Annotated in this window: 18 protein-coding genes; 7 read left to right on the forward strand and 11 right to left on the reverse strand. The window is 32.6% G+C overall.

Going from position 1 to position 19387, the window contains the following annotated elements:
* Positions 1 to 9: 9 nt before the first annotated feature.
* Positions 10 to 1068, reverse strand: a complete 1059-nt coding sequence (locus ACJBCC_RS11625) for a 3-oxoacyl-ACP synthase III family protein (RefSeq protein WP_299102779.1) — start codon at positions 1066 to 1068, stop codon at positions 10 to 12.
* Positions 1069 to 1235: 167 nt separating this feature from the next.
* Entirely contained in the window at positions 1236 to 4079 is a 2844-nt protein-coding gene (gene gcvP / locus ACJBCC_RS11630; RefSeq protein ID WP_299102777.1) for an aminomethyl-transferring glycine dehydrogenase, read from the reverse strand.
* A 122-nt stretch (positions 4080 to 4201) separates the two neighbouring features.
* Between gcvP and ACJBCC_RS11635 the strand changes: the two genes are divergently transcribed.
* Entirely contained in the window at positions 4202 to 5038 is an 837-nt protein-coding gene (locus tag ACJBCC_RS11635; protein ID WP_407557262.1) for a hypothetical protein, read from the forward strand.
* Here the strand turns inward: ACJBCC_RS11635 and ACJBCC_RS11640 are convergent.
* The 9 genes from ACJBCC_RS11640 to ACJBCC_RS11680 all read right to left on the reverse strand — a co-directional run bounded on the left by ACJBCC_RS11640 (position 5015) and on the right by ACJBCC_RS11680 (position 12400).
* Positions 5015 to 5278 (reverse strand): hypothetical protein, encoded by a 264-nt coding sequence (locus ACJBCC_RS11640; RefSeq protein WP_299102773.1) that lies wholly within the window; start codon positions 5276 to 5278, stop codon positions 5015 to 5017. The genes ACJBCC_RS11635 and ACJBCC_RS11640 overlap by 24 nt on opposite strands.
* 30 nt (positions 5279 to 5308) lie before the next feature.
* A complete protein-coding gene (locus ACJBCC_RS11645) occupies positions 5309 to 5866 on the reverse strand; it encodes a sigma-70 family RNA polymerase sigma factor (RefSeq protein WP_299102771.1) in 558 nt (185 codons plus the stop codon).
* 52 nt (positions 5867 to 5918) lie between these two features.
* The gene (locus ACJBCC_RS11650) at positions 5919 to 6824 is read right to left on the reverse strand and encodes a TIGR01777 family oxidoreductase (protein WP_299102769.1); all 906 of its coding nucleotides are present in this window, start codon (positions 6822 to 6824) and stop codon (positions 5919 to 5921) included.
* A 17-nt stretch (positions 6825 to 6841) separates the two neighbouring features.
* Positions 6842 to 7588, reverse strand: coding sequence for a DUF2071 domain-containing protein (locus ACJBCC_RS11655; RefSeq protein WP_299102767.1), 747 nt, complete (start codon positions 7586 to 7588; stop codon positions 6842 to 6844).
* Entirely contained in the window at positions 7578 to 7913 is a 336-nt protein-coding gene (locus tag ACJBCC_RS11660) for a hypothetical protein (RefSeq protein WP_299102765.1), read from the reverse strand. Before ACJBCC_RS11660 ends, ACJBCC_RS11655 begins: the two co-directional genes overlap by 11 nt.
* A 54-nt stretch (positions 7914 to 7967) precedes the next feature.
* Complete coding sequence (locus ACJBCC_RS11665) at positions 7968 to 8471, reverse strand: GbsR/MarR family transcriptional regulator (RefSeq protein ID WP_407557264.1); 504 nt, start codon at positions 8469 to 8471, stop codon at positions 7968 to 7970.
* A 99-nt stretch (positions 8472 to 8570) separates the two neighbouring features.
* Positions 8571 to 10601: a M3 family metallopeptidase gene (locus tag ACJBCC_RS11670; RefSeq protein ID WP_299102762.1), complete on the reverse strand. Its 2031-nt coding sequence runs from the start codon at positions 10599 to 10601 to the stop codon at positions 8571 to 8573.
* 162 nt (positions 10602 to 10763) lie between these two features.
* On the reverse strand, positions 10764 to 11243 hold the full coding sequence (purE, locus tag ACJBCC_RS11675; protein ID WP_299102760.1) for a 5-(carboxyamino)imidazole ribonucleotide mutase: 480 nt from the start codon (positions 11241 to 11243) through the stop codon (positions 10764 to 10766).
* Between the two features lie 2 nt (positions 11244 to 11245).
* Positions 11246 to 12400 carry a 5-(carboxyamino)imidazole ribonucleotide synthase gene (locus tag ACJBCC_RS11680; protein WP_299102758.1) on the reverse strand — a complete coding sequence of 385 codons (1155 nt, stop codon included), beginning with the start codon at positions 12398 to 12400 and terminating at the stop codon, positions 11246 to 11248.
* A gap of 169 nt (positions 12401 to 12569) precedes the next feature.
* On the opposite strand from ACJBCC_RS11680, the gene ACJBCC_RS11685 reads away from it, so the two are divergent.
* The 6 genes from ACJBCC_RS11685 (at position 12570) to ACJBCC_RS11710 (ending at position 19365) form a co-directional block, all read left to right on the forward strand.
* Positions 12570 to 13679 (forward strand): adenylate kinase, encoded by a 1110-nt coding sequence (locus ACJBCC_RS11685; RefSeq protein ID WP_299102756.1) that lies wholly within the window; start codon positions 12570 to 12572, stop codon positions 13677 to 13679.
* Positions 13680 to 13781: 102 nt separating this feature from the next.
* Entirely contained in the window at positions 13782 to 14780 is a 999-nt protein-coding gene (gene obgE, locus ACJBCC_RS11690; RefSeq protein ID WP_407557266.1) for a GTPase ObgE, read from the forward strand.
* A 19-nt stretch (positions 14781 to 14799) separates the two neighbouring features.
* The gene (locus tag ACJBCC_RS11695) at positions 14800 to 15519 is read left to right on the forward strand and encodes an ion transporter (protein ID WP_299102752.1); all 720 of its coding nucleotides are present in this window, start codon (positions 14800 to 14802) and stop codon (positions 15517 to 15519) included.
* A 43-nt stretch (positions 15520 to 15562) separates the two neighbouring features.
* Positions 15563 to 16084 (forward strand): DUF4136 domain-containing protein, encoded by a 522-nt coding sequence (locus ACJBCC_RS11700; protein WP_407557269.1) that lies wholly within the window; start codon positions 15563 to 15565, stop codon positions 16082 to 16084.
* Positions 16085 to 16280: 196 nt separating this feature from the next.
* Positions 16281 to 18566 (forward strand): prolyl oligopeptidase family serine peptidase, encoded by a 2286-nt coding sequence (locus ACJBCC_RS11705; protein WP_407557270.1) that lies wholly within the window; start codon positions 16281 to 16283, stop codon positions 18564 to 18566.
* 307 nt (positions 18567 to 18873) lie between these two features.
* On the forward strand, positions 18874 to 19365 hold the full coding sequence (locus ACJBCC_RS11710) for a hypothetical protein (protein WP_407557271.1): 492 nt from the start codon (positions 18874 to 18876) through the stop codon (positions 19363 to 19365).
* The last annotated feature ends 22 nt before the right edge of the window (positions 19366 to 19387 follow it).

The raw sequence follows: 19387 nt of genomic DNA on the forward strand, positions 1-19387 counted from the left end.
AATTCTTAATTAATACTGGTAAATAATAGCATTAATATTCATACCAGCGCCAACACTAGCAAATAGTATAATATCGCCTTTGTTTATGTCTTGGTTTTCTAACTGACCTTTTAAAATTAGATCATAAAGTGTAGGGACTGTGGCTACACTAGAATTTCCTAAAAGGTTAATAGACATTGGCATAATGCCTTCTGGCATTTCCATATCATATAATTTATAGAAACGTTGAACAATAGCTTCATCCATTTTTTCATTGGCTTGGTGGATTAGAATCTTTTTAACATCGTTAATAGACTTACCACTATTTTCTAAACAGGCTTTTAATGCTTTAGGAACATTAGAAAGAGCAAACTCATAAATCTTACGACCGTACATTTTTATATATCGACGTTCTTCAGTTATCTCTGTATTATAAGTTTCTCCAAAATGAATATAATGCGCTTCGTCTAAAGCAAATGTTGCTGTGTCGTGAGCTAATATTCCACCTTCTTCGTTATTCTCTTCTACAATTACAGCTCCTGCACCATCACTGTAAATCATTGAATCTCTATCGTGCGGATCAATAACTCGCGATAAGGTTTCTGAGCCAACTATTAGACAACGCTTAGCAAGACCAGACGCTATAAAAGCTTTGGCTTGTATAACACCTTCTATCCAACCAGGACAACCAAAAAGTAAATCGTAACCTACACATTTTGGATTTTTAATTTTTAATAGGTGCTTAACTCTAGAGGCAATACTAGGTACTGTGTCGCTCTGTTCGGTATTATGCTTAATGTCACCATAATTATGTGCAACTATGATGTAATCAATAGATTCTTTATCGATTTTTGCATCTTCTATAGCTTTCTGTGAAGCAAAAAATGCAATATCCGAGTTTACTAAATCTTTTTTTATATAACGACGTTCTTCAATGCCTGTAATGGCCTTGAACTTATTTACAATAACTTTATTTGGACTGTTAATTGCTGATCCATCTGCATTTAGAAATTCATGATCATAAAAATCCTCATTCTTTTCAATTGTGCTTGGTATATAACTTCCGGTTCCTATAATTCTAATCGCCATTGTTTTCTATTTTCATTACTGCGAAGTTAACTAATAATAAAGGCTTATCTTTTAATTACAGATTTAATGCTTTAATTTTTAAGAATATCGTAATTATTTTTAATTATATTCTAAAATACACAATAAAAGATGTGTTTTTCATGATTTTGAAAATGCAATTATAAGCCTTACATATAATCTTCTATAGGCGCACAGCTACAGATAAGATTCCTATCTCCAAAAGCATCATCTACACGTCTCACACTTGGCCAAAATTTGTTATCTCTAACAAATTCTAATGGAAACGCAGCGGCTTCTCTTGAATAAGGTAATAACCATTCATCAGAAGTTAACATGTCTAAAGTGTGCGGAGCATTCTTAAGCATATTATTAGCATCATCTTTAGAAGCTAAATCGATTTCTCTTCTAATAGAAATCATAGCGTCACAAAAACGATCCATTTCTGCTTTGCTTTCGCTTTCTGTTGGCTCAATCATCATAGTACCAGCAACTGGAAAAGAAACGGTTGGTGCATGAAATCCATAATCCATTAAACGCTTAGCAATATCAGTAACTTCTATTCCATTTGCTTTAAAATCTCTACAATCAATAATCATCTCGTGTGCCGCTCTTCCGTTTTCTCCAGAGTACAAAGTAGGATATGAGCCTTCTAATCTTTCTTTAATATAGTTGGCGTTAAGAATAGCCACCTCAGTAGATTTTTTTAGACCTCTATAACCTAACATTTTAATGTAGCCGTAAGAAATTAAGCATACCAGAGACGATCCAAATGGCGCGCCTGAAATTGCAGAAATTGCTTGGTGTCCACCCGTTTTTACTATTGGGTTTCCAGGTAAAAAAGGAACAAGTTGCTCAGCAACACATATTGGTCCTACACCTGGTCCACCACCACCATGAGGAATGGCAAATGTTTTGTGTAAATTTAAGTGACAAACATCTGCGCCAATATTACCAGGATTTGTTAATCCAACTTGAGCATTCATATTGGCACCATCCATATATACTTGGCCACCATTATCATGAATAATCTGTGTGATTTCTTTAATGGCAGATTCATAAACTCCATGTGTAGATGGATACGTTACCATCAATGCAGAAAGATTATCTTTATGTAATTCTGCTTTTTCTCTTAAATCTTCAACATCAATATTTCCGTTTTCAGACGCTTTAGTAACGACGACTTTCATACCTGCCATTACTGCACTTGCCGGATTTGTTCCGTGCGCAGAAGACGGGATTAAACAAATATTTCTGTGATGATCACCTCGAGATTCATGATATGCTTTTATAACCATTAAACCTGCAAACTCACCTTGAGCACCAGAGTTTGGTTGTAACGACGTCGCTGCGAAACCAGTGATTTCTGAAAGTTGATGTTCTAATTCATTCAACATTAACTTATAACCGATTGGTTGGTCTGCTGGTACAAAAGGGTGCATATTTCCCCAACTACTCCAACTTAATGGTAGCATTTCTGAGGCTGCATTTAATTTCATAGTACAAGATCCCAAAGAAATCATAGAATGATTTAACGCTAAATCTTTTCGCTCTAAACGTTTAATATAGCGCATTAATTCAGTTTCAGAATGATAGGTGTTAAAAACGTCGAATGCTAAAAATTCTGATTGGCGTGTTAAATGATCTGGAATTGTTTCAACAGCAGAAAGCGCTTCAATCTTGTCAGTTGTCTTATCTGTTACGGTTTCAAAAATTGAAATTATTTCATTTAAATCTGAAATGTTTGTGGTTTCATTTAAAGAAATAGTTACTGTATTGGTGTCTGGATAGTGAAAGTTAACTTCAGATTTTTCAGCTTCGTATTTTACTTTTACAGCATCTGCCTTTATTTGAAGTGTATCAAAATAGTGGGTGTTCACTTGCTCTAAACCTAAGGTTTCTAATGCATTAGCAAGTGTAGCTGTAGAGTTTTTTACTTTATCAGCTATAAAACTCAGGCCTTTTGGTCCATGATAAACAGCATACATACCTGCCATTACGGCTAAAAGTACTTGTGCTGTACAAATATTAGATGTTGCTTTATCTCTTTTAATATGTTGCTCTCTTGTTTGCAGCGCCATACGTAAGGCTCTGTTACCATTGGTATCCTTTGTAACACCAATTATTCTTCCTGGTACATCGCGCTTATATGCTTCTTTAGTCGCAAAATATGCAGCATGAGGTCCTCCATAACCCATTGGGATTCCGAAACGTTGCGTTGTGCCAACAACAACATCTGCTCCAAATTTACCTGGAGCTTCAAGTTTTACTAAACTTAAAATGTCAGCAGCTACGGCTACTTTTATGTTTTCGGCATTTGCTTTCTCAATAAAAGATTTGATATCAGTAATCTGTCCATTTTTCCCTGGATATTGCAATAACGCTCCAAAGTATTCACTAGACAAGTTATATTCGGCTTCATTACCAATAACTAATTCTATACCAATTGGGTTCGCTCTTGTTTCTAATAATGAAATAGTTTGTGGTAAAACTAAATCTGAAACAAAGAATTTATTAACATTTGCTTTCTTTTGGCTGCGATCTCTTACTGCAAATAATAATGACATAGCTTCTGCTGCTGCAGTACTTTCATCTAAAAGTGATGCGTTTGCAATTTCCATACCTGTTAAATCAATAACCATGGTTTGGAAATTTAATAAAGCTTCTAAACGACCTTGCGCAATCTCTGCTTGGTAAGGTGTATAGGCTGTGTACCAACCTGGATTTTCTAAAATATTACGCTGAATAACTGCAGGTAAATTAGTAGGATGGTATCCTAAACCTATATAAGATTTATAAACTTTATTAAGTTGAGATAATTTATAAATATGACTTAAATATTCTTGCTCGCTCATAGCAGCATCTAGATTTAAATCTTTTTCTAACCGTATGTTATCCGGAATAGTTTCCGTAACTAACTGTTCAATATTTTTAACACCAATAGTGTTTAACATGGCGTCTTGTTCGTTAGAATTTGGTCCAATATGTCTAAGTGCAAAAGAGGTCGTATCCATATAAAAATTATATATTATTTATGTTTTGCAAAAATACAGATTTAGCTACGTTTTTATGTTAATGCTAATTAAAGTTTTTAACCGAAAGCAGAGGTTATTAACACAAATGTTATTTTTGTTTTATGCAAGTAGTGAAACGCATTTTTAATTTTTATTTAAATAGCAGTATACATGTGGCTTTGGTTGCCACTTCACTGGTTTGGGTAACCCTTATTGAATTTAATTTAGACTACGATAAGGATCTTTTTGGATTTGTTTTTTTTGCTAGTATATCTGGATATAATTTTGTAAAATATTTTGGAGTTGCTAAGTTTCATCATAGAAGATTGGCTAACTGGCTTAAGGTTATTCAAATATTCTCATTCGTTGCGTTTTTAGGAATGTGTTATTATGCTTTTTATCTTAATACAAAAGCATTGATACTTATTGCCATATTAGGCGTCGTTACTTTTTTTTATGCAATACCTATAATGATACCTAAACATTATTTGTTTGACGATCATAAAAACTTAAGACAAATAGGAGGTTTAAAGGTTTATCTGATAGCATTAGTTTGGACCTTTACAACTGTTTTTTTGCCTGTAGTAAATAATGACATTTCTATAAACTCTGATGTGATTTTTACAGGAGCTCAACGATTCTGCTTTGTATTGGCCTTAATGCTGCCTTTTGAAATAAGAGATTTGAATTATGATAGTATAAAGTTGGCAACAATACCTCAAAAAATAGGCATAAAAAAAACCAAAATATTTGGTGTTTTTCTTTTAGTTGTTTTTGTGTTATTAAACTATTTTAAAGATGAATTAAGCTCAGCGCTAATTATTTCTACAATAAGTATATCTATTCTAACGCTAGTTTTTATTGTAATTTCACATAAAGATCAATCTAAATATCACAGTTCATTTTGGGTAGAAAGTATACCAATGGTTTGGTTGTTAACCTTGATTCTGCTTCGCTAATTCCTCGTTAAAATGTTTTTCTAGTTTGTTGCGTTCTTCCGTTTTTAAGCACTTAACATCAGCTTTCTCTAAGTTTTCAGTTAACTTTTGGTTCTTTTTAGAATAGTTTTTTGTAATGCCACAGTAAATTAGACGCACGTTAAGTTTAAAGCGTTCCCAACCAGATGCTTCGCCATATTGCGCTTTATCGCAAATATGCTGAGCTTCATCACAGCTAATAAATAAAAAACTTTTTTTCATTTTTAATGTTCAGTTATGATAATAATCACTCTAATTAAACCAATTATCTTCCATGCAATCTGCTAAAGCAGTTCTAGCTCTATGGATTATTACCCAAAGGTTAGACGCAGAAATATTTAATTCATTACAAATAGTTTCAGTATCATAATTTAAAATAGTTTTCATTTTGAAAACATCAGCCTGTTTTTGTGGGATTTTCTCTATACAATCGTAAATAGCATCTCCTAATTCTGAATTCACTAAAGTGTCTTCTGCAGTTTTGTCAAATGGGTCAGATACACGTTCTTCTAGCCAGTCACCTTCTGATTCTTCGCTATTAATGTAACCCATTCTAACTTCAGCTTTACCTTTATTAGAATTAATTTTGCGGTAATAATCAATAATTTTTCGTTTTAAAATAGAAATTAGCCACGTACGTTCGCTAGCTTCTCCTTTAAAGTTTTTCATTGATTTTAGACCAGCTAAAAATGTCTCGGAAATTAAATCCTGCGCTATTTCTCTATCATTTACACGAGTAATTGTGTAATTAAAGAGATAATCAGAATATAGTTTCACCCAATTATTTGGATCTATTTTGTGCTTAGGCATTTTTCAATTTCATTGCTTTGTCAAAAATAAGTTAAAATTTTGAGAAACTACTCTATGAATTAATAAGTGTACTTAAAGCTTTTTCAATTTTATGATGTTTAAATTTAAACCCGTTATTTATTAAATTTTCGGGTATTACATTTCTACTTTTAAGAACTAGTTCTGGTTCAGTTCTTATTAATTTTGCTCCTAATTTAATGAGCCATTTTGGTTGTGGTAGCCCGATTGAAACTTTTAAAACATGTCTTAGAGATTTCATTAAATAGGCGTTTGTAGTAGGTTGAGGTGAGACAATATTAAATGTTCCTGACAGCTCATTTTCTATGATAAAATTTATGGCTCTCGCAAAATCAGTTTCATGAATCCAACTCACTTTTTGTTTGCCATGCCATTGTTTTCCCCCTAAACCAAGTTTACTTAATGATTTTAAAGGCAATAAGGCACCTCCATTTTTTCCTAAAACTATAGACGTTCTTAGTATAACTTTTTTTGTATTCGGAGGTTCAAATTTATTAAATACGGCTTCCCATGACTTAGCAATATTCATTGAAAAATCGTTACCAATATCGCCATTTGCCTCTGTCATTTGTTTAATGTAAGAATCCTTATATATAGTTGAAGTGGACATGTTCAACCACATTTTAGGAGGATTTATATTTTGAAGAATTGCTTTGCCTAAAATATGAGTAGAATTAATACGAGAATCATGAATTAGTCTTTTATTTTTTACTGTATATCTGCAATCTACCGATTTCCCTGTAAGATTTATTAAGACATCTGCACCTTCAAGATGATTTACCCATTGACCTAAATCTTTTGCATTCCAATAGGTGTGATTTGATTTAGTAGGTTGTCGTGTTAAAATTAGGGTTTCAAATCCTTTATTAGCGAAATAATTCTCTAAGACTTTACCTAAAAATCCTGTTCCACCTGCTATAATTATTTTTTTTGGTTTCATATTTATAATTTTAAGTTTTATGCGATGGCTTGTTGTGGTTTTGGCTTTGCTATAGTTTGTTGTAAAATTCCTTTTTCTACAGATACAAAAGAACCATCTACAACACAAGATTTGATATATTTTGCATTTTTGAATGCATCAGGAAGCATAGTAATTATAGTCTTATCGATTTCTATGTTGGCAGATTTATATAATTCCCAAGGTTTGTGTTGAATTTTATACTGAAAGGTTGTTGTACTATTATTTTTAACAAAAGCAATGTATCTGTCTACAACGAATTCATCAAATGAGCCTTGTTTTAAAACTTTTGATTCTTTAAACGTGTTTGCTTTAATATTCATTTTCTTATAAGAATATTTTAGAGCTTGAGTTTTATTTGAATAAGTTTTATTTAATTGAATCTTTCTATAGAAATATGGTTCGTTATAAAATAGATTGGCAGTTAATGCTATGAGTGGTTTTGGTGCAAATTCTCTTATAAATACAACACCTTTGGAGCCATCGATTGTTGATTTTGCGTAAAACCGGAAATTGATTTGCCCAAAATCTTGATGAAAAGGAACTTTAATACCAAAGAATTTTACTTTAGAAAATGTAAATGCTACAATGCTCATTAAGGCTTTGCCATTGAATAAATCGAGTTCTGTATTGTTTGGCAAATAAGATTCTAAAATTTCTTCCTCCACTTCAAAAGTTGAAATAATTAGGTCTTCCCAATGTCCTGTCATGAAAATGTTGTTGCTATGGTTGTTCTTAGATGTCATGATATAAGTTTTTTACATTATTTAATAGCCAGACAAAATATATAGCTATAGACATTGGTATAATGATTATGCCTAACCACCAAAGGTCATTGAGATCTATTTCAATGAGCCAACCAATTCCGTAAATGGTAACAAGTAGCCAATAGGTTAGGAGTTGTTTCTTGTTGTGATTTTTTAATTGTTTCCAAAAACATGTTACACTTATTGCGCTCAATAGTTGAATAGCTCCCAAGACGACTTGAGCATATAAACCTAATAAGAATGTTAGATAAAGTACTAAGGTAATTATTAAGACGATCTTGTTTAATTGGTATAAGGTTTTCATAATTCTGTTAATTTTAAACTTTCAGAAAACATTGAAAGATATATTTAAATTTTTTTATTTTAATAATTTGATAATTGACTTAGTTAACCAATTTTGTTTTTGAGTTACTAACTTATTAAGCATAGCGTCCGCATTTACGCTTAAATCATGTAAAGCTTTTGTTTGTTTTATTAACTCTTTCGTTTTATCCGTACCATCGTCTTTAATAGAAGACACATCATCTAGCACTTTTATAACAGGTTGAATTTCTCTTCTGCTTCTTTCCTTGGCAATTATTCGGGTTAACTCTTGTACATCTTTTTCAGTCGTAAAAAACTCTTTACGTTCCCCAGAAACTAAAACTTTGGTTACAATTCCCCAATCCATAAGTTGTCTTAAATTCATGCTGGTGTTGCCACGAGAAATTTTAAGATCCTCCATAATGTCCTGCATAGACAACGGTTTTGTAGAAATAAAAAGTAGTGCTTGTATTTGTGCCATGGCTTTATTTATGCCCCAAAGTGAGCCTAAACTTCCCCAAGTACCAATAAATTTTTCTTTAGCTTCTAAATATTCCATACGGCAAATATATAATATTTTTTAAACTTTCAGTAATTATTGAAAGTTTAATTTGTAAAAAAAGAGAGTTTTTTGTTGACTCTCTTTTTGTAAGCTCTTTTATTTTAATAAACCAGCACGTCTTAATAAGGCTTCAGGTTTTGGTTCTTGACCTCTAAACTTCTTATACAAGGTCATTGGGTTTTCTGTTCCACCTTGTGAGAGCACATAGGTTTTAAATTTGTCAGCAACCGTTTTGTTAAAAATACCTTCTTCTTTAAAATACTCAAAAGCATCAGCATCTAAAACTTCGGCCCATTTATAACTGTAGTAACCAGAAGAATATCCACCTTGAAAAATATGCGAGAATGACGTACTCATGCAATTCTCTGCCACATCTGGATATAAACTAGTATCTCCAAAAGCTTCAACTTCATGTGCTTTTACATCTGTTATATCTGAAGGGTCAATACCATGCCAAGACATATCTAATAATCCAAAACTAATTTGACGTAAGGTTTGCATACCTTCGTGAAACGTTGATGATGCTGTAATTTTATCAATTAATTCCATAGGAATTACTTCCCCTGTTTCATAATGCGTAGCAAATAACTCTAAAGCTTCTTTTTGGTAACACCAATTTTCTAAAATCTGACTTGGTAATTCTACAAAATCCCAAAACACACTTGTGCCAGATAAACTTGGATACGTGGTATTGGCTAGCATGCCGTGAAGTCCGTGGCCAAACTCATGAAACAAGGTGGTTACTTCATTAAATGTTAATAATGAAGGTTTGCTTTTTGTTGGTTTGGTAAAATTACAAACGTTAGAAATGTGTGGTCTTTCGTTTTTACCATTTTTAATCATTTGTGGTTTGTAAGACGTCATCCAAGCACCATTTCGTTTGCCTGCTCTTGGGAAAAAATCAGCATAGAAAATAGACACTAATTCGCCTTCGGCATCAGTAACTTTATAGGTTAAAACATCTTCGTGGTATTTATCTATAGTATCAATTTCTTCAAACTGTAATCCGAACAATTTTTCTGCAACCTGAAATGCACCATTGATAACGTTTTCTAACTTAAAATAAGGCTTCAGCTGCTCGTCATCTAAATCAAATAATTTTTGTTTTAATTTTTCAGAATAATAACTAGAATCCCATTTTTGTAATTGGTCTATACCATCTAAATCTTTAGCAAATTCTTCAAGTTTTTTAAATTCTGCTTTTGCAGCTGGTTTGGCTTTGTCTAGTAATTCATTTAAAAACGAGGTTACTTTTTCTGGCGTTTGTGCCATGCGTTCTTCTAAAACAAAATGTGCGTGAGATTTATAGCTTAAAAGTTGCGCACGTTCAAAACGAAGTTTAGCAATCTTAAGAACAATATCTTGGTTGTCTAAGTCATCATTCTGAAATCCTTTTCTGCCAAAGGCTTTAGATAATTCTTCACGTAATGCTCTATTGTCTGCATAAGTCATGAACGGAATATAACTTGGGTAATCTAGTGTAATTAGCCAGCCGTCTTTATCTTTGCTCTCTGCCAATTGTTTAGCAGCTTCTTTTGCGCCATCAGGTAAGCCAGCCAAATCATCTTCGTTAATAAGATGCATTTCAAACTTATTAGTTTCAGCTAAAATATGCTCACCAAATTTTAATTTTAATTGGCTTAATTCTTTGTCAATAGCTCTTAGTTTTTCCTTTTTGTCTTCTGGTAAATTAGCACCATTTCTAGAGAACCCTTTATATTTTTTGTCGAGAAGTGTTTCTTGCTCTGTGGTTAACTCTAAAGTAGATTTAGAATTGTAAACCGTTTTTACACGTTTAAATAAATCTTCATTTAAAGTAATATCATTGCTAAATTCGGAAAGTAAAGGCGATACCTCTTGTGCTATTTTCTGAATTTCTTCGTTAGTTTCAGCTGAATTTAAATTGAAGAAAATACTAGATAAGCGATCTAATTCTTCACCAGAATAATCTAAGGCTTCAATAGTGTTTTCAAAAGTTGGTGCCTCGCTATTATTTACAATAGCATCAATCTCAGCTTTCGACTTTTTGATACCTTCTTTAAAAGCGGGTAAATAATCTTCTGTTTTTATTTGAGAAAAAGGTGCTGTATTATAGGCTGTGTTGAAGGGTTTATTTAGAATTGTCATGTTTTAATTTTATATTTAAATAGTTGACAGTCTGTTTTTTAACGAAACGTTAAGAGAGTAAATACTATCACTTGCTATATCTTTGCAAAATCTTAAGAGTGATACAGTTACTACTCAGATTTGATTAATAGCTGAAAAGCCTTGACGTAAGTTGAGGCTTTTTTATAAATCTTTCGCAGAATCATAAACTTTAGCTTTTAAGCCGTCTTTATATTCAATTACTTTATTAAGAACATTTGGGTTAGAACTGCCTATAATTTGTGCAGCTAAAATACCAGCATTTTTAGCACCATTTAGTGCAACTGTTGCTACAGGAACGCCTCCTGGCATTTGTAAAATAGACAAAACAGAATCCCAACCATCAATAGAGTTACTGCTCTTTACAGGTACTCCAATAATTGGTAAAGGCGATAAAGATGCTACCATACCTGGTAAATGTGCTGCACCACCTGCACCAGCAATAATTACTTGGATACCTCTTGTATGTGCATTTTTACTATAATCGAATAATTTTTCTGGTGTTCTATGTGCAGAAACAATATCGACTTCAATAGCAATATCGAACTCTTTTAAAATATCTATAGCGTCTTGCATAACTGGCATGTCGCTTTTACTTCCCATTATAATTCCTACTTTACTCATCGTTATTCACTAATTACTTCAATTGTTTGTTTTACCTTTTCTGCAATTTCTCTTGCCATTGCAATATCTTTATTTACAATAGTAACATGTCCCATTTTGCGGAAAGGTCGTGTTTGTTTTTTACCATAGATATGTGGTGTAACGCCATCTAAGGCCATTATGTTTTCTATGTTTTTATAAACGACATCACCAGTATATCCTTCTTTACCAACAAGGTTAACCATAACACCAGCAACTTTACTTTCGGTATTTCCTAAAGGCAATCCAAAAACACATCGTATCTGTTGTTCAAATTGAGATGTATAGCTGCCTTCTATACTATAATGGCCAGAGTTATGCGGTCTTGGCGCAACTTCATTAACTAAAATTTCGTCGTCTTTAGTTTGAAACATTTCAACTGCTAATAAGCCAACATGTTTAAATTCGTTTGCAACCTTCAACGCTACGGCTTCTGCTTTTTTTGCGATATTATCGGGTATTCTCGCAGGACAAATAACATACTCAACCTGGTTGGCATCTGGATGAAACTCCATCTCAACCACAGGATATGTCTTAACCAATCCTTTTTCGTTTCTAGCAACAATTACGGCCAATTCATTTTTAAATGGAATCAGTTTTTCTGCTATACATTCTACATTTGGTAAGTCAACCAGATCTCTTTCACTTCTTACAACTTTTACACCTGTACCATCGTAACCAAAACGTGCGCTTTTCCAAACAAAGGGATATTTTAATCCACCATTTTCTACGGCTTCATGAATCTCTGAGGTGAACGCAAATCTTGAAAACTCTGCTGTAGGAATATCATGGTCTTGATAAAATAATTTCTGGGTTGCTTTATTCTGTATCGTCCTTAAGGTTTTAGAGGAAGGGTAAACTTTTACGCCTTGTTTTTCTAAAGTTTCGAGAGCATCTACATTAACATTTTCTATTTCAAAAGTTAACACATCTAGGTTTTGGCCAAAATCAACCACAGTTTGGTAATCTAATAGGTCACCAACCGTGAATTCATTACAAGCAAGGCGAGATGGTGCGTCAGTACTAGGATCTAATACGCAGGTGTAAATGTCAAATTTACGCGTGTCGTAGAGCATCATTTTGCCAAGTTGTCCACCACCAAGAATTCCGAGTTTAAAATTAGAAGAAAAATAGTTCATTAACTTGAGTTGTTCCCGATTAGATGGGAATCTTATTTTTAAGATTAAAAATTCTGCTTTTCAGCAACAAAAATAAGCTAAAAATGATATATACTTCTAAATTCGTAAATCAAAAAATCGTCAATCGCCAATCAATTGATTATCTTTGCAAATCTAAAATTATATCAAAGTGATAAAGCTTCACGATTTATACTTCAAACCTTTTATATCTGAAAAAGAAATAGATACTGCTGTTCAAAAAATGGTGGATGCAATTGCAGAAGATTTGGGAGATGAAGTTCCAGTTTTTATTGGTATTATGAATGGCTCATTTATGTTAGTGAGTGATTTTGTAAAGAAATATCCAAAACCTTGTGAAGTTACTTTTATAAAATTGGCATCTTATGAAGGTGTTAAATCTACTGATGATATTCAACGCTTAATTGGCCTTACTCAAGATTTAACAGGAAGAACGGTTGTTATTCTTGAAGATATCATTGATACAGGTAATACGTTAGAAGAAGTTCATCGTATTTTTAAAAATGAAAATGTAAAACAGTTGCTTATTGCAACTTTATTCTATAAACCAGAAGCATACAATAAAGATTTTAAACTTCATTACGTTGGTATGGAGATTCCTAACAAGTTTATCGTTGGCTACGGCTTAGATTATGATGGCTTAGGGAGAGATTTACCAGACGTTTATCAATTAAAAACCACACAACACATGACAAACTTAGTGCTATTTGGACCTCCTGGTGCAGGTAAAGGAACCCAAGCTAATTTTTTAAAAGAAAAATACGATTTAATTCATATTTCAACTGGCGACGTTTTTAGATTTAATATTAAAAACGAAACTGCTTTGGGAATGTTAGCAAAGTCTTTTATGGATAAAGGAGAATTAGTTCCAGATCAGGTAACTATTGATATGTTAAATAAAGAGGTTGAGAAAAATGCCGATGCTAAAGGGTTTATTTTCGATGGTTTTCCTAGAACAAATGCACAAGCTAAAGCGTTAGACGAATTAATGGATAGTAAAGATTCTCAAATTAATGCTATGGTTGCTTTAGAAGTAGACGATGAAGTGTTAGTTGGTCGCTTGCTAGAAAGAGGAAAAACTAGTGGACGTGCTGATGATGCAGATGAAAGTATTATTAGAAACAGAATTAAAGAATATTACAATAAAACAGCAATTTTAAAGGACTATTACGCTGAGCAAAATAAATATTTTGGTGTTGATGGTGTAGGTAGTATCGAAGATATTACTGTACGTTTAAGTGCTGTGATTGATAAACTTTAGTTTGTCGTTCCTGCGAGGTCAGGAAACTCATGATAAAACTAAAATTTATATTTAGCTTAAGATTTTAATTAAAAAGATTCCCACTTTTTGTGGGAAGTAAACATGACTGAAGGAAATTTTGTAGACTACGTAAAAATGCACGTTACATCCGGAAATGGAGGTAAAGGTTCTTCGCATTTACATCGCGAAAAATATATTGCTAAAGGAGGACCAGATGGAGGAGATGGTGGACGAGGTGGTCATGTGATTTTACGTGGAAACTCTAATCTTTGGACATTGATTCACTTAAAATTTAAGCGTCATATTAGAGCAGGTCATGGATCTCATGGAAGTTCTGGTAGAAGTACAGGTGCAGATGGAGAAGACAAGTATGTAGATGTACCTTTAGGCACTGTAGTTCGTGATTCTGAAACTGATAAAATATTGTTTGAAATCACAGAAGATGGCGAAGAAAGAATTGTAGTTGAAGGCGGAATGGGTGGACGAGGAAACTGGCATTTTAAAAGTTCTGTAAACCAAACACCGCGTTATGCGCAACCAGGAATCCCTCTTGAAGAATTAGATATTACTTTAGAATTAAAAGTCTTAGCAGATGTTGGTTTGGTTGGATTTCCAAATGCAGGAAAATCAACGCTGTTATCTGTGTTAACCTCAGCAAAACCAAAAATTGCAGATTACGAGTTTACCACTTTAAAGCCCAATTTAGGAATTGTAGAATATCGCGATTATCAGTCGTTTGTTATGGCAGATATTCCTGGTATAATTGAAGGTGCAGCAGAAGGGAAAGGCTTAGGCTATTACTTTCTAAGACATATTGAGCGTAATTCAATTCTTCTGTTTTTAATTCCTGCAGATGCTAAGGATATCGTAGAGCAATATGAAATCTTAGAAGATGAATTAAGACGTTACAATCCTGAAATGTTAGATAAAGAACGTTTAGTAGTAGTTTCAAAATCTGATATGTTAGATGATGAATTAAAATCTGAAATATCAGCTATTTTAGATAAAGATTTAAAAGCGAATTATTTATTCATTTCTTCAGTAGCACAACAAGGCTTAACAGAATTAAAAGATACGCTCTGGAAGATGTTAAATGACTAAATAATGTGTATGGCTTAACATGAAAGCATATCTTAAAAACTTAGTAGAACTCAACGATAATAGACGAAGTAGGCTTTTCGCGTATTTTATTCAGTTTTTAATTATATTTTCAGTCATAACATTTTCAATTGAAACGCTTCCTGACTTAAAGCCACAAACTAAGGTGGTGTTAAATGCTATTGAAGCTTTCTGTGTTGTCATATTTACCTTTGAGTATTTGGCTAGAATATATGTTGCTGATCATAAGCCTAAATTTATTTTCAGTTTCTTCGGTATTATTGATTTATTAGCCATTCTTCCATTTTACTTATCGTTTGGCATCGATTTAAGATCACTGCGTTTATTGAGAATGTTTAGGTTATTTCGCTTGTTTAAAATGATGCGATACAATAAAGCCATGAAGCATTTTGCACAAGCGATGATGGTAGCCAAGGAACAGATTATACTCTTTATGATTATTACCTTAATGCTAATTTATTTTGCGGCTGTTGGTATTTATTATTTTGAAAACGAAGCACAACCAGAGCATTTTACTTCAATTTTTGATAGTCTTTGGTGGTCTATAGTAACGTTAACTACTGTTGGCTATGGCGACGTTTACCCAATAACAGTTGGTGGGCGAATTTTTACCTTTTTTATTCTAATGATTGGTTTGGGAATTGTGGCAATTCCTACAGGTATTATTTCATCTTCATTGACCAAAGCTGTTGAACCTAATGAAGACGAAGCGTTAAAATAGGCTTTACTTTTTCATTTTTTTAATACCTTTAAAATAAAAAATGATGAAGAATTTAAAACTTCTATTTATTGCATTTCTTTTGACGTCTTGTGGTACAATAGTAAACTACGATTACGAAAAGTCAACAAATTTTGACGATTACAAAACGTACAATTATTTTGATGATATAGAAACGGGTTTAAGCGAATTAGATACCAAACGCTTAATCAGAGTTATGGATAAGAAGCTCAAAGCAATGGGGTTTTCGCGCACTGATAATCCAGATTTTTATATTGATATTCAAAGTCAAAGCATCGTTAGCCGCAATAACAGCTCAGTTGGTGTTGGCGTAGGTGGCGGAAGTGGAGGCGGTTTTGGCGGTGTTTCGGTAGGTATTCCTGTGGGACAAAACAAACAGTCTAGAGAATTGATAATTGATTTTGTAGATGAAACTAAAACTGGTTTATTCTGGCAAGCTATTAGTGAGAGTAGTTTTAATCCTAACGCTAGCCCTGAAAAAAGAGAAGCTTTATTTGCTAAAATTATAGATAAAGTATTTGCAGAATATCCGCCTCAAAAAGACTGATTCTCCGTCATTTTATATTAAAACTTGGTGATTATACTAAATTTCCGTTGACCATATTCAAATGACCACTCGTCATATTTTCAATGGATTGAGGTTGTTTCAAAATTATATTTACAGAAATAAATGTAACATTTATATAGAATCGTTTACTGATGAGGTAACATTCTAAACTGTAAATCAATTTAAAATAATCATCATGAAAAAAACAAAATCAAATTCAAGTTTAATACTAAGCATTGTTGCTTTAGTGTTTTCAATTAGCACTTTTGCTCAAGATATCTCAGGATCTTGGAAAGGTGTTTTAAAAGTTCAAGGTCAAGAAATTCCATTATTCTTTAATGTGTCTAATGATAACGGTGTTTTATCATCTACAATGGATAGTCCTAGCCAAGGTGCAACAGGAATTCCTATGGATAAAACAGTATTTGAGGCTAATGAGTTAACAATTGCGTTCACACAAGGCGGAATTAAATATGTAGGTGTTTTAGAAAATGAAACTATAAACGGAACATTTTTTCAAGGCGGAATGGAGTTGCCACTCAACTTATCTAAAACTGTAAAAACGAAACCAGGTGATGTGTCATTACCGTCAACTAAAGAATCATTAGATAAATTAGCTGCTTTTGATAATGGAACCTACAAATATTCTGCGGAAGATTATTTTCAAGATCCAAGTAAAAGCTCATTTCAATTTTCGCCTAAAGGCAATTATTTTTCATTTAGAGAAAAGGACGAAAACGGCAAAAACCATGTTTATGTAAAAGATACTAAAACTGAAAAGGTAACTTTAGCTATTAAAGAAGGTGAAGAACTTATTAGAGGTTACGGTTGGGCTAATGATAATAGATTAGTTTATATAAAAGATAATGGTGGAAATGAAAACTACCAACTTTTTGCAGCGAATTTAGATGGCAGTAATCCTAAGGCTTTAACACCTTTTGAAGATGTACAGGTTAATTTTTCTAATCTTTTAAAAGATCAACCAGATCATGTTATTATAATGATGAATAAGGATAATAAACAAATATTTGAGCCTTATAAATTAAATATTGTAACTGGTGAAATGGTTAAGTTATACGAAAATAAAGATGCCTCTTCGCCTATTGCAGGCTATGAATTTGATAAAGATGGTGAGCTTAGAGGTTATACTAAACAACAAAATGGAGTAGAATATGTATTGTATTACAGAACAGGTAATGATCAACCATTTAATGAAATTGTAACTACCAATTGGCAAGATTCATTTTCTTTAGTGGCATTTAATTACAACACACCTTACAAGCATGATGCTTATGTGTTAACTAATTTAGAAAGTAACACAAGCGAATTAGTGCTTTATGATTTAGCTAAAAAAGAAATCATTGAAAGAATATATAGTAATGACACGTTTGATGTTGGTGGTGTCAGTAGATCTAGAAAAAGAAATTACGAAGTAGATTATTACTACTACACTGGTGAAAAAACGCACGTTGTGCCTGTGAGTAGTTACTATAAAAAACTAGATAAAAAGTTTAAAAAACAATTTGGAGATAAAGTATACTCTATTGTAGATAAAACGGATGATGAAGATAAATACTTAATTATTTTACAAACAGATAAGCTTTACGGAACGTACTATACATATGATGTAAAAAAGGACGAGTTTACTAAAATATTAGATTTAATGCCACAGTTGCATGAAGAAGATATGGCAGAAATGCGACCAATTAACTTTACCACAAGAGATGGATTAAAAGTTTATGGTTACATCACAATACCAAACAATATTAAAAAAGGTGAACGTGTACCTTTAATTGTAAATCCGCATGGTGGACCATATGGCGTAAGAGATTATTGGGGTTTTAATCCAGAAACACAATTATTTGCAAGTAGAGGTTATGCAACTTTACAAGTTAATTACAGAGGTTCTGGTGGTTATGGAAAAGATTTCTTCTTAGCCGGAAACAAGCAAATTGGACGAAAAATGCTTAATGATTTAGAAGACGCTGTTGCTTATGCCAAGACTTTAGATTTTATTGACAATGATAAAGTAGCCATCTATGGTGCTAGTTATGGAGGTTTGGCGACTTTAGGTAGTCTTGTAAAAACACCAGACTTATATACTTGCGGTATTGATTATGTAGGTGTAAGTAACTTGTTTACCTTCTTTGAATCCTTCCCAGAATACTGGAAACCTTACATGGCACAGTTTAATGAGCAATGGTATAACTCTGAGGACGAAGAAGATCAAAAAATAATGACAGCTGTATCACCAGCGTTACACGTAGATAAAATAACAAAACCACTATTTGTAATTCAAGGCGCTAATGATCCAAGAGTAAATATTGATGAGTCAGATCAAGTTGTAAAAAGTATGAGAGCTAGAGGTATTGATGTACCATACATGGTAAAATATGACGAAGGCCATGGTTTTTCTCATGAACAAAATAAAGTAGAATTGTACAAAGCCATGTTAGGTTTCTTTGCGCAACATTTAAAATAAATTAAATAACCAACCAATCATTATAGTTAGTAAAAAGCCTTTTAAGAGTTGATCTTAAGAGGCTTTTTCATGCTTTAAGATGTCGTGATTTCCGCTTGCCATATGCTATTTACCACTCGTCATATTTTGATTTTTTATTGGTAAAAGCCTTACTATATTTATACTATCAATAAAAAAACGAATAGATTTCATCAATCAAAAAACAACAGTATTATGTTCAATTTAGTTAAAACCGTCGTAGAGTTTATAGTAGAAGTGGTGTTCTCCTAGGTCAATCAATCAATCAATCAATCAAAAAATATTAATTATGAACAATCAAGACACATTTAAAAAACAGCAATCAAAATTTGAAAAATTATTAACTGGAGCAAAAATGGCCAAACTGTCATCTGTTATTTTGGTTGTAGTATCATTGGTTCAAGCATTTAAATCTAGAGAGAACAGTCTTTATGTTATACTTTTGTTAATGGGAGCATTGGCTATTATTTTCTTTATGGATAAGTTTTTGTCGCTTAAAGGCATAAAACAAAAATCGTATACGCAGACGTCCTTAATCGCTAGTGTATACAAACTAAAGAACTATATGTCTCGACGAAAAAAGTATGAAATGTATTTTATTGCGTTTTGGATCTTAACGCTTATACCATCTTCTACGGCCTATTTTGATTCTCATATTTTCGGTGTCATTGGTGTAATGCTATATATTGCCATTGTAGGTTTTTTAGGTAATTTAGCATATAAGAAAGCTGACAAAGAGATAGCGATTTTGCAGAGAAATATTGAAAATCAGTTACAATAAACGTTACTTATTTCATAGCTTG

This window comes from Winogradskyella sp. 4-2091, assembly GCF_045765065.1.
Classification (GTDB): domain Bacteria; phylum Bacteroidota; class Bacteroidia; order Flavobacteriales; family Flavobacteriaceae; genus Winogradskyella.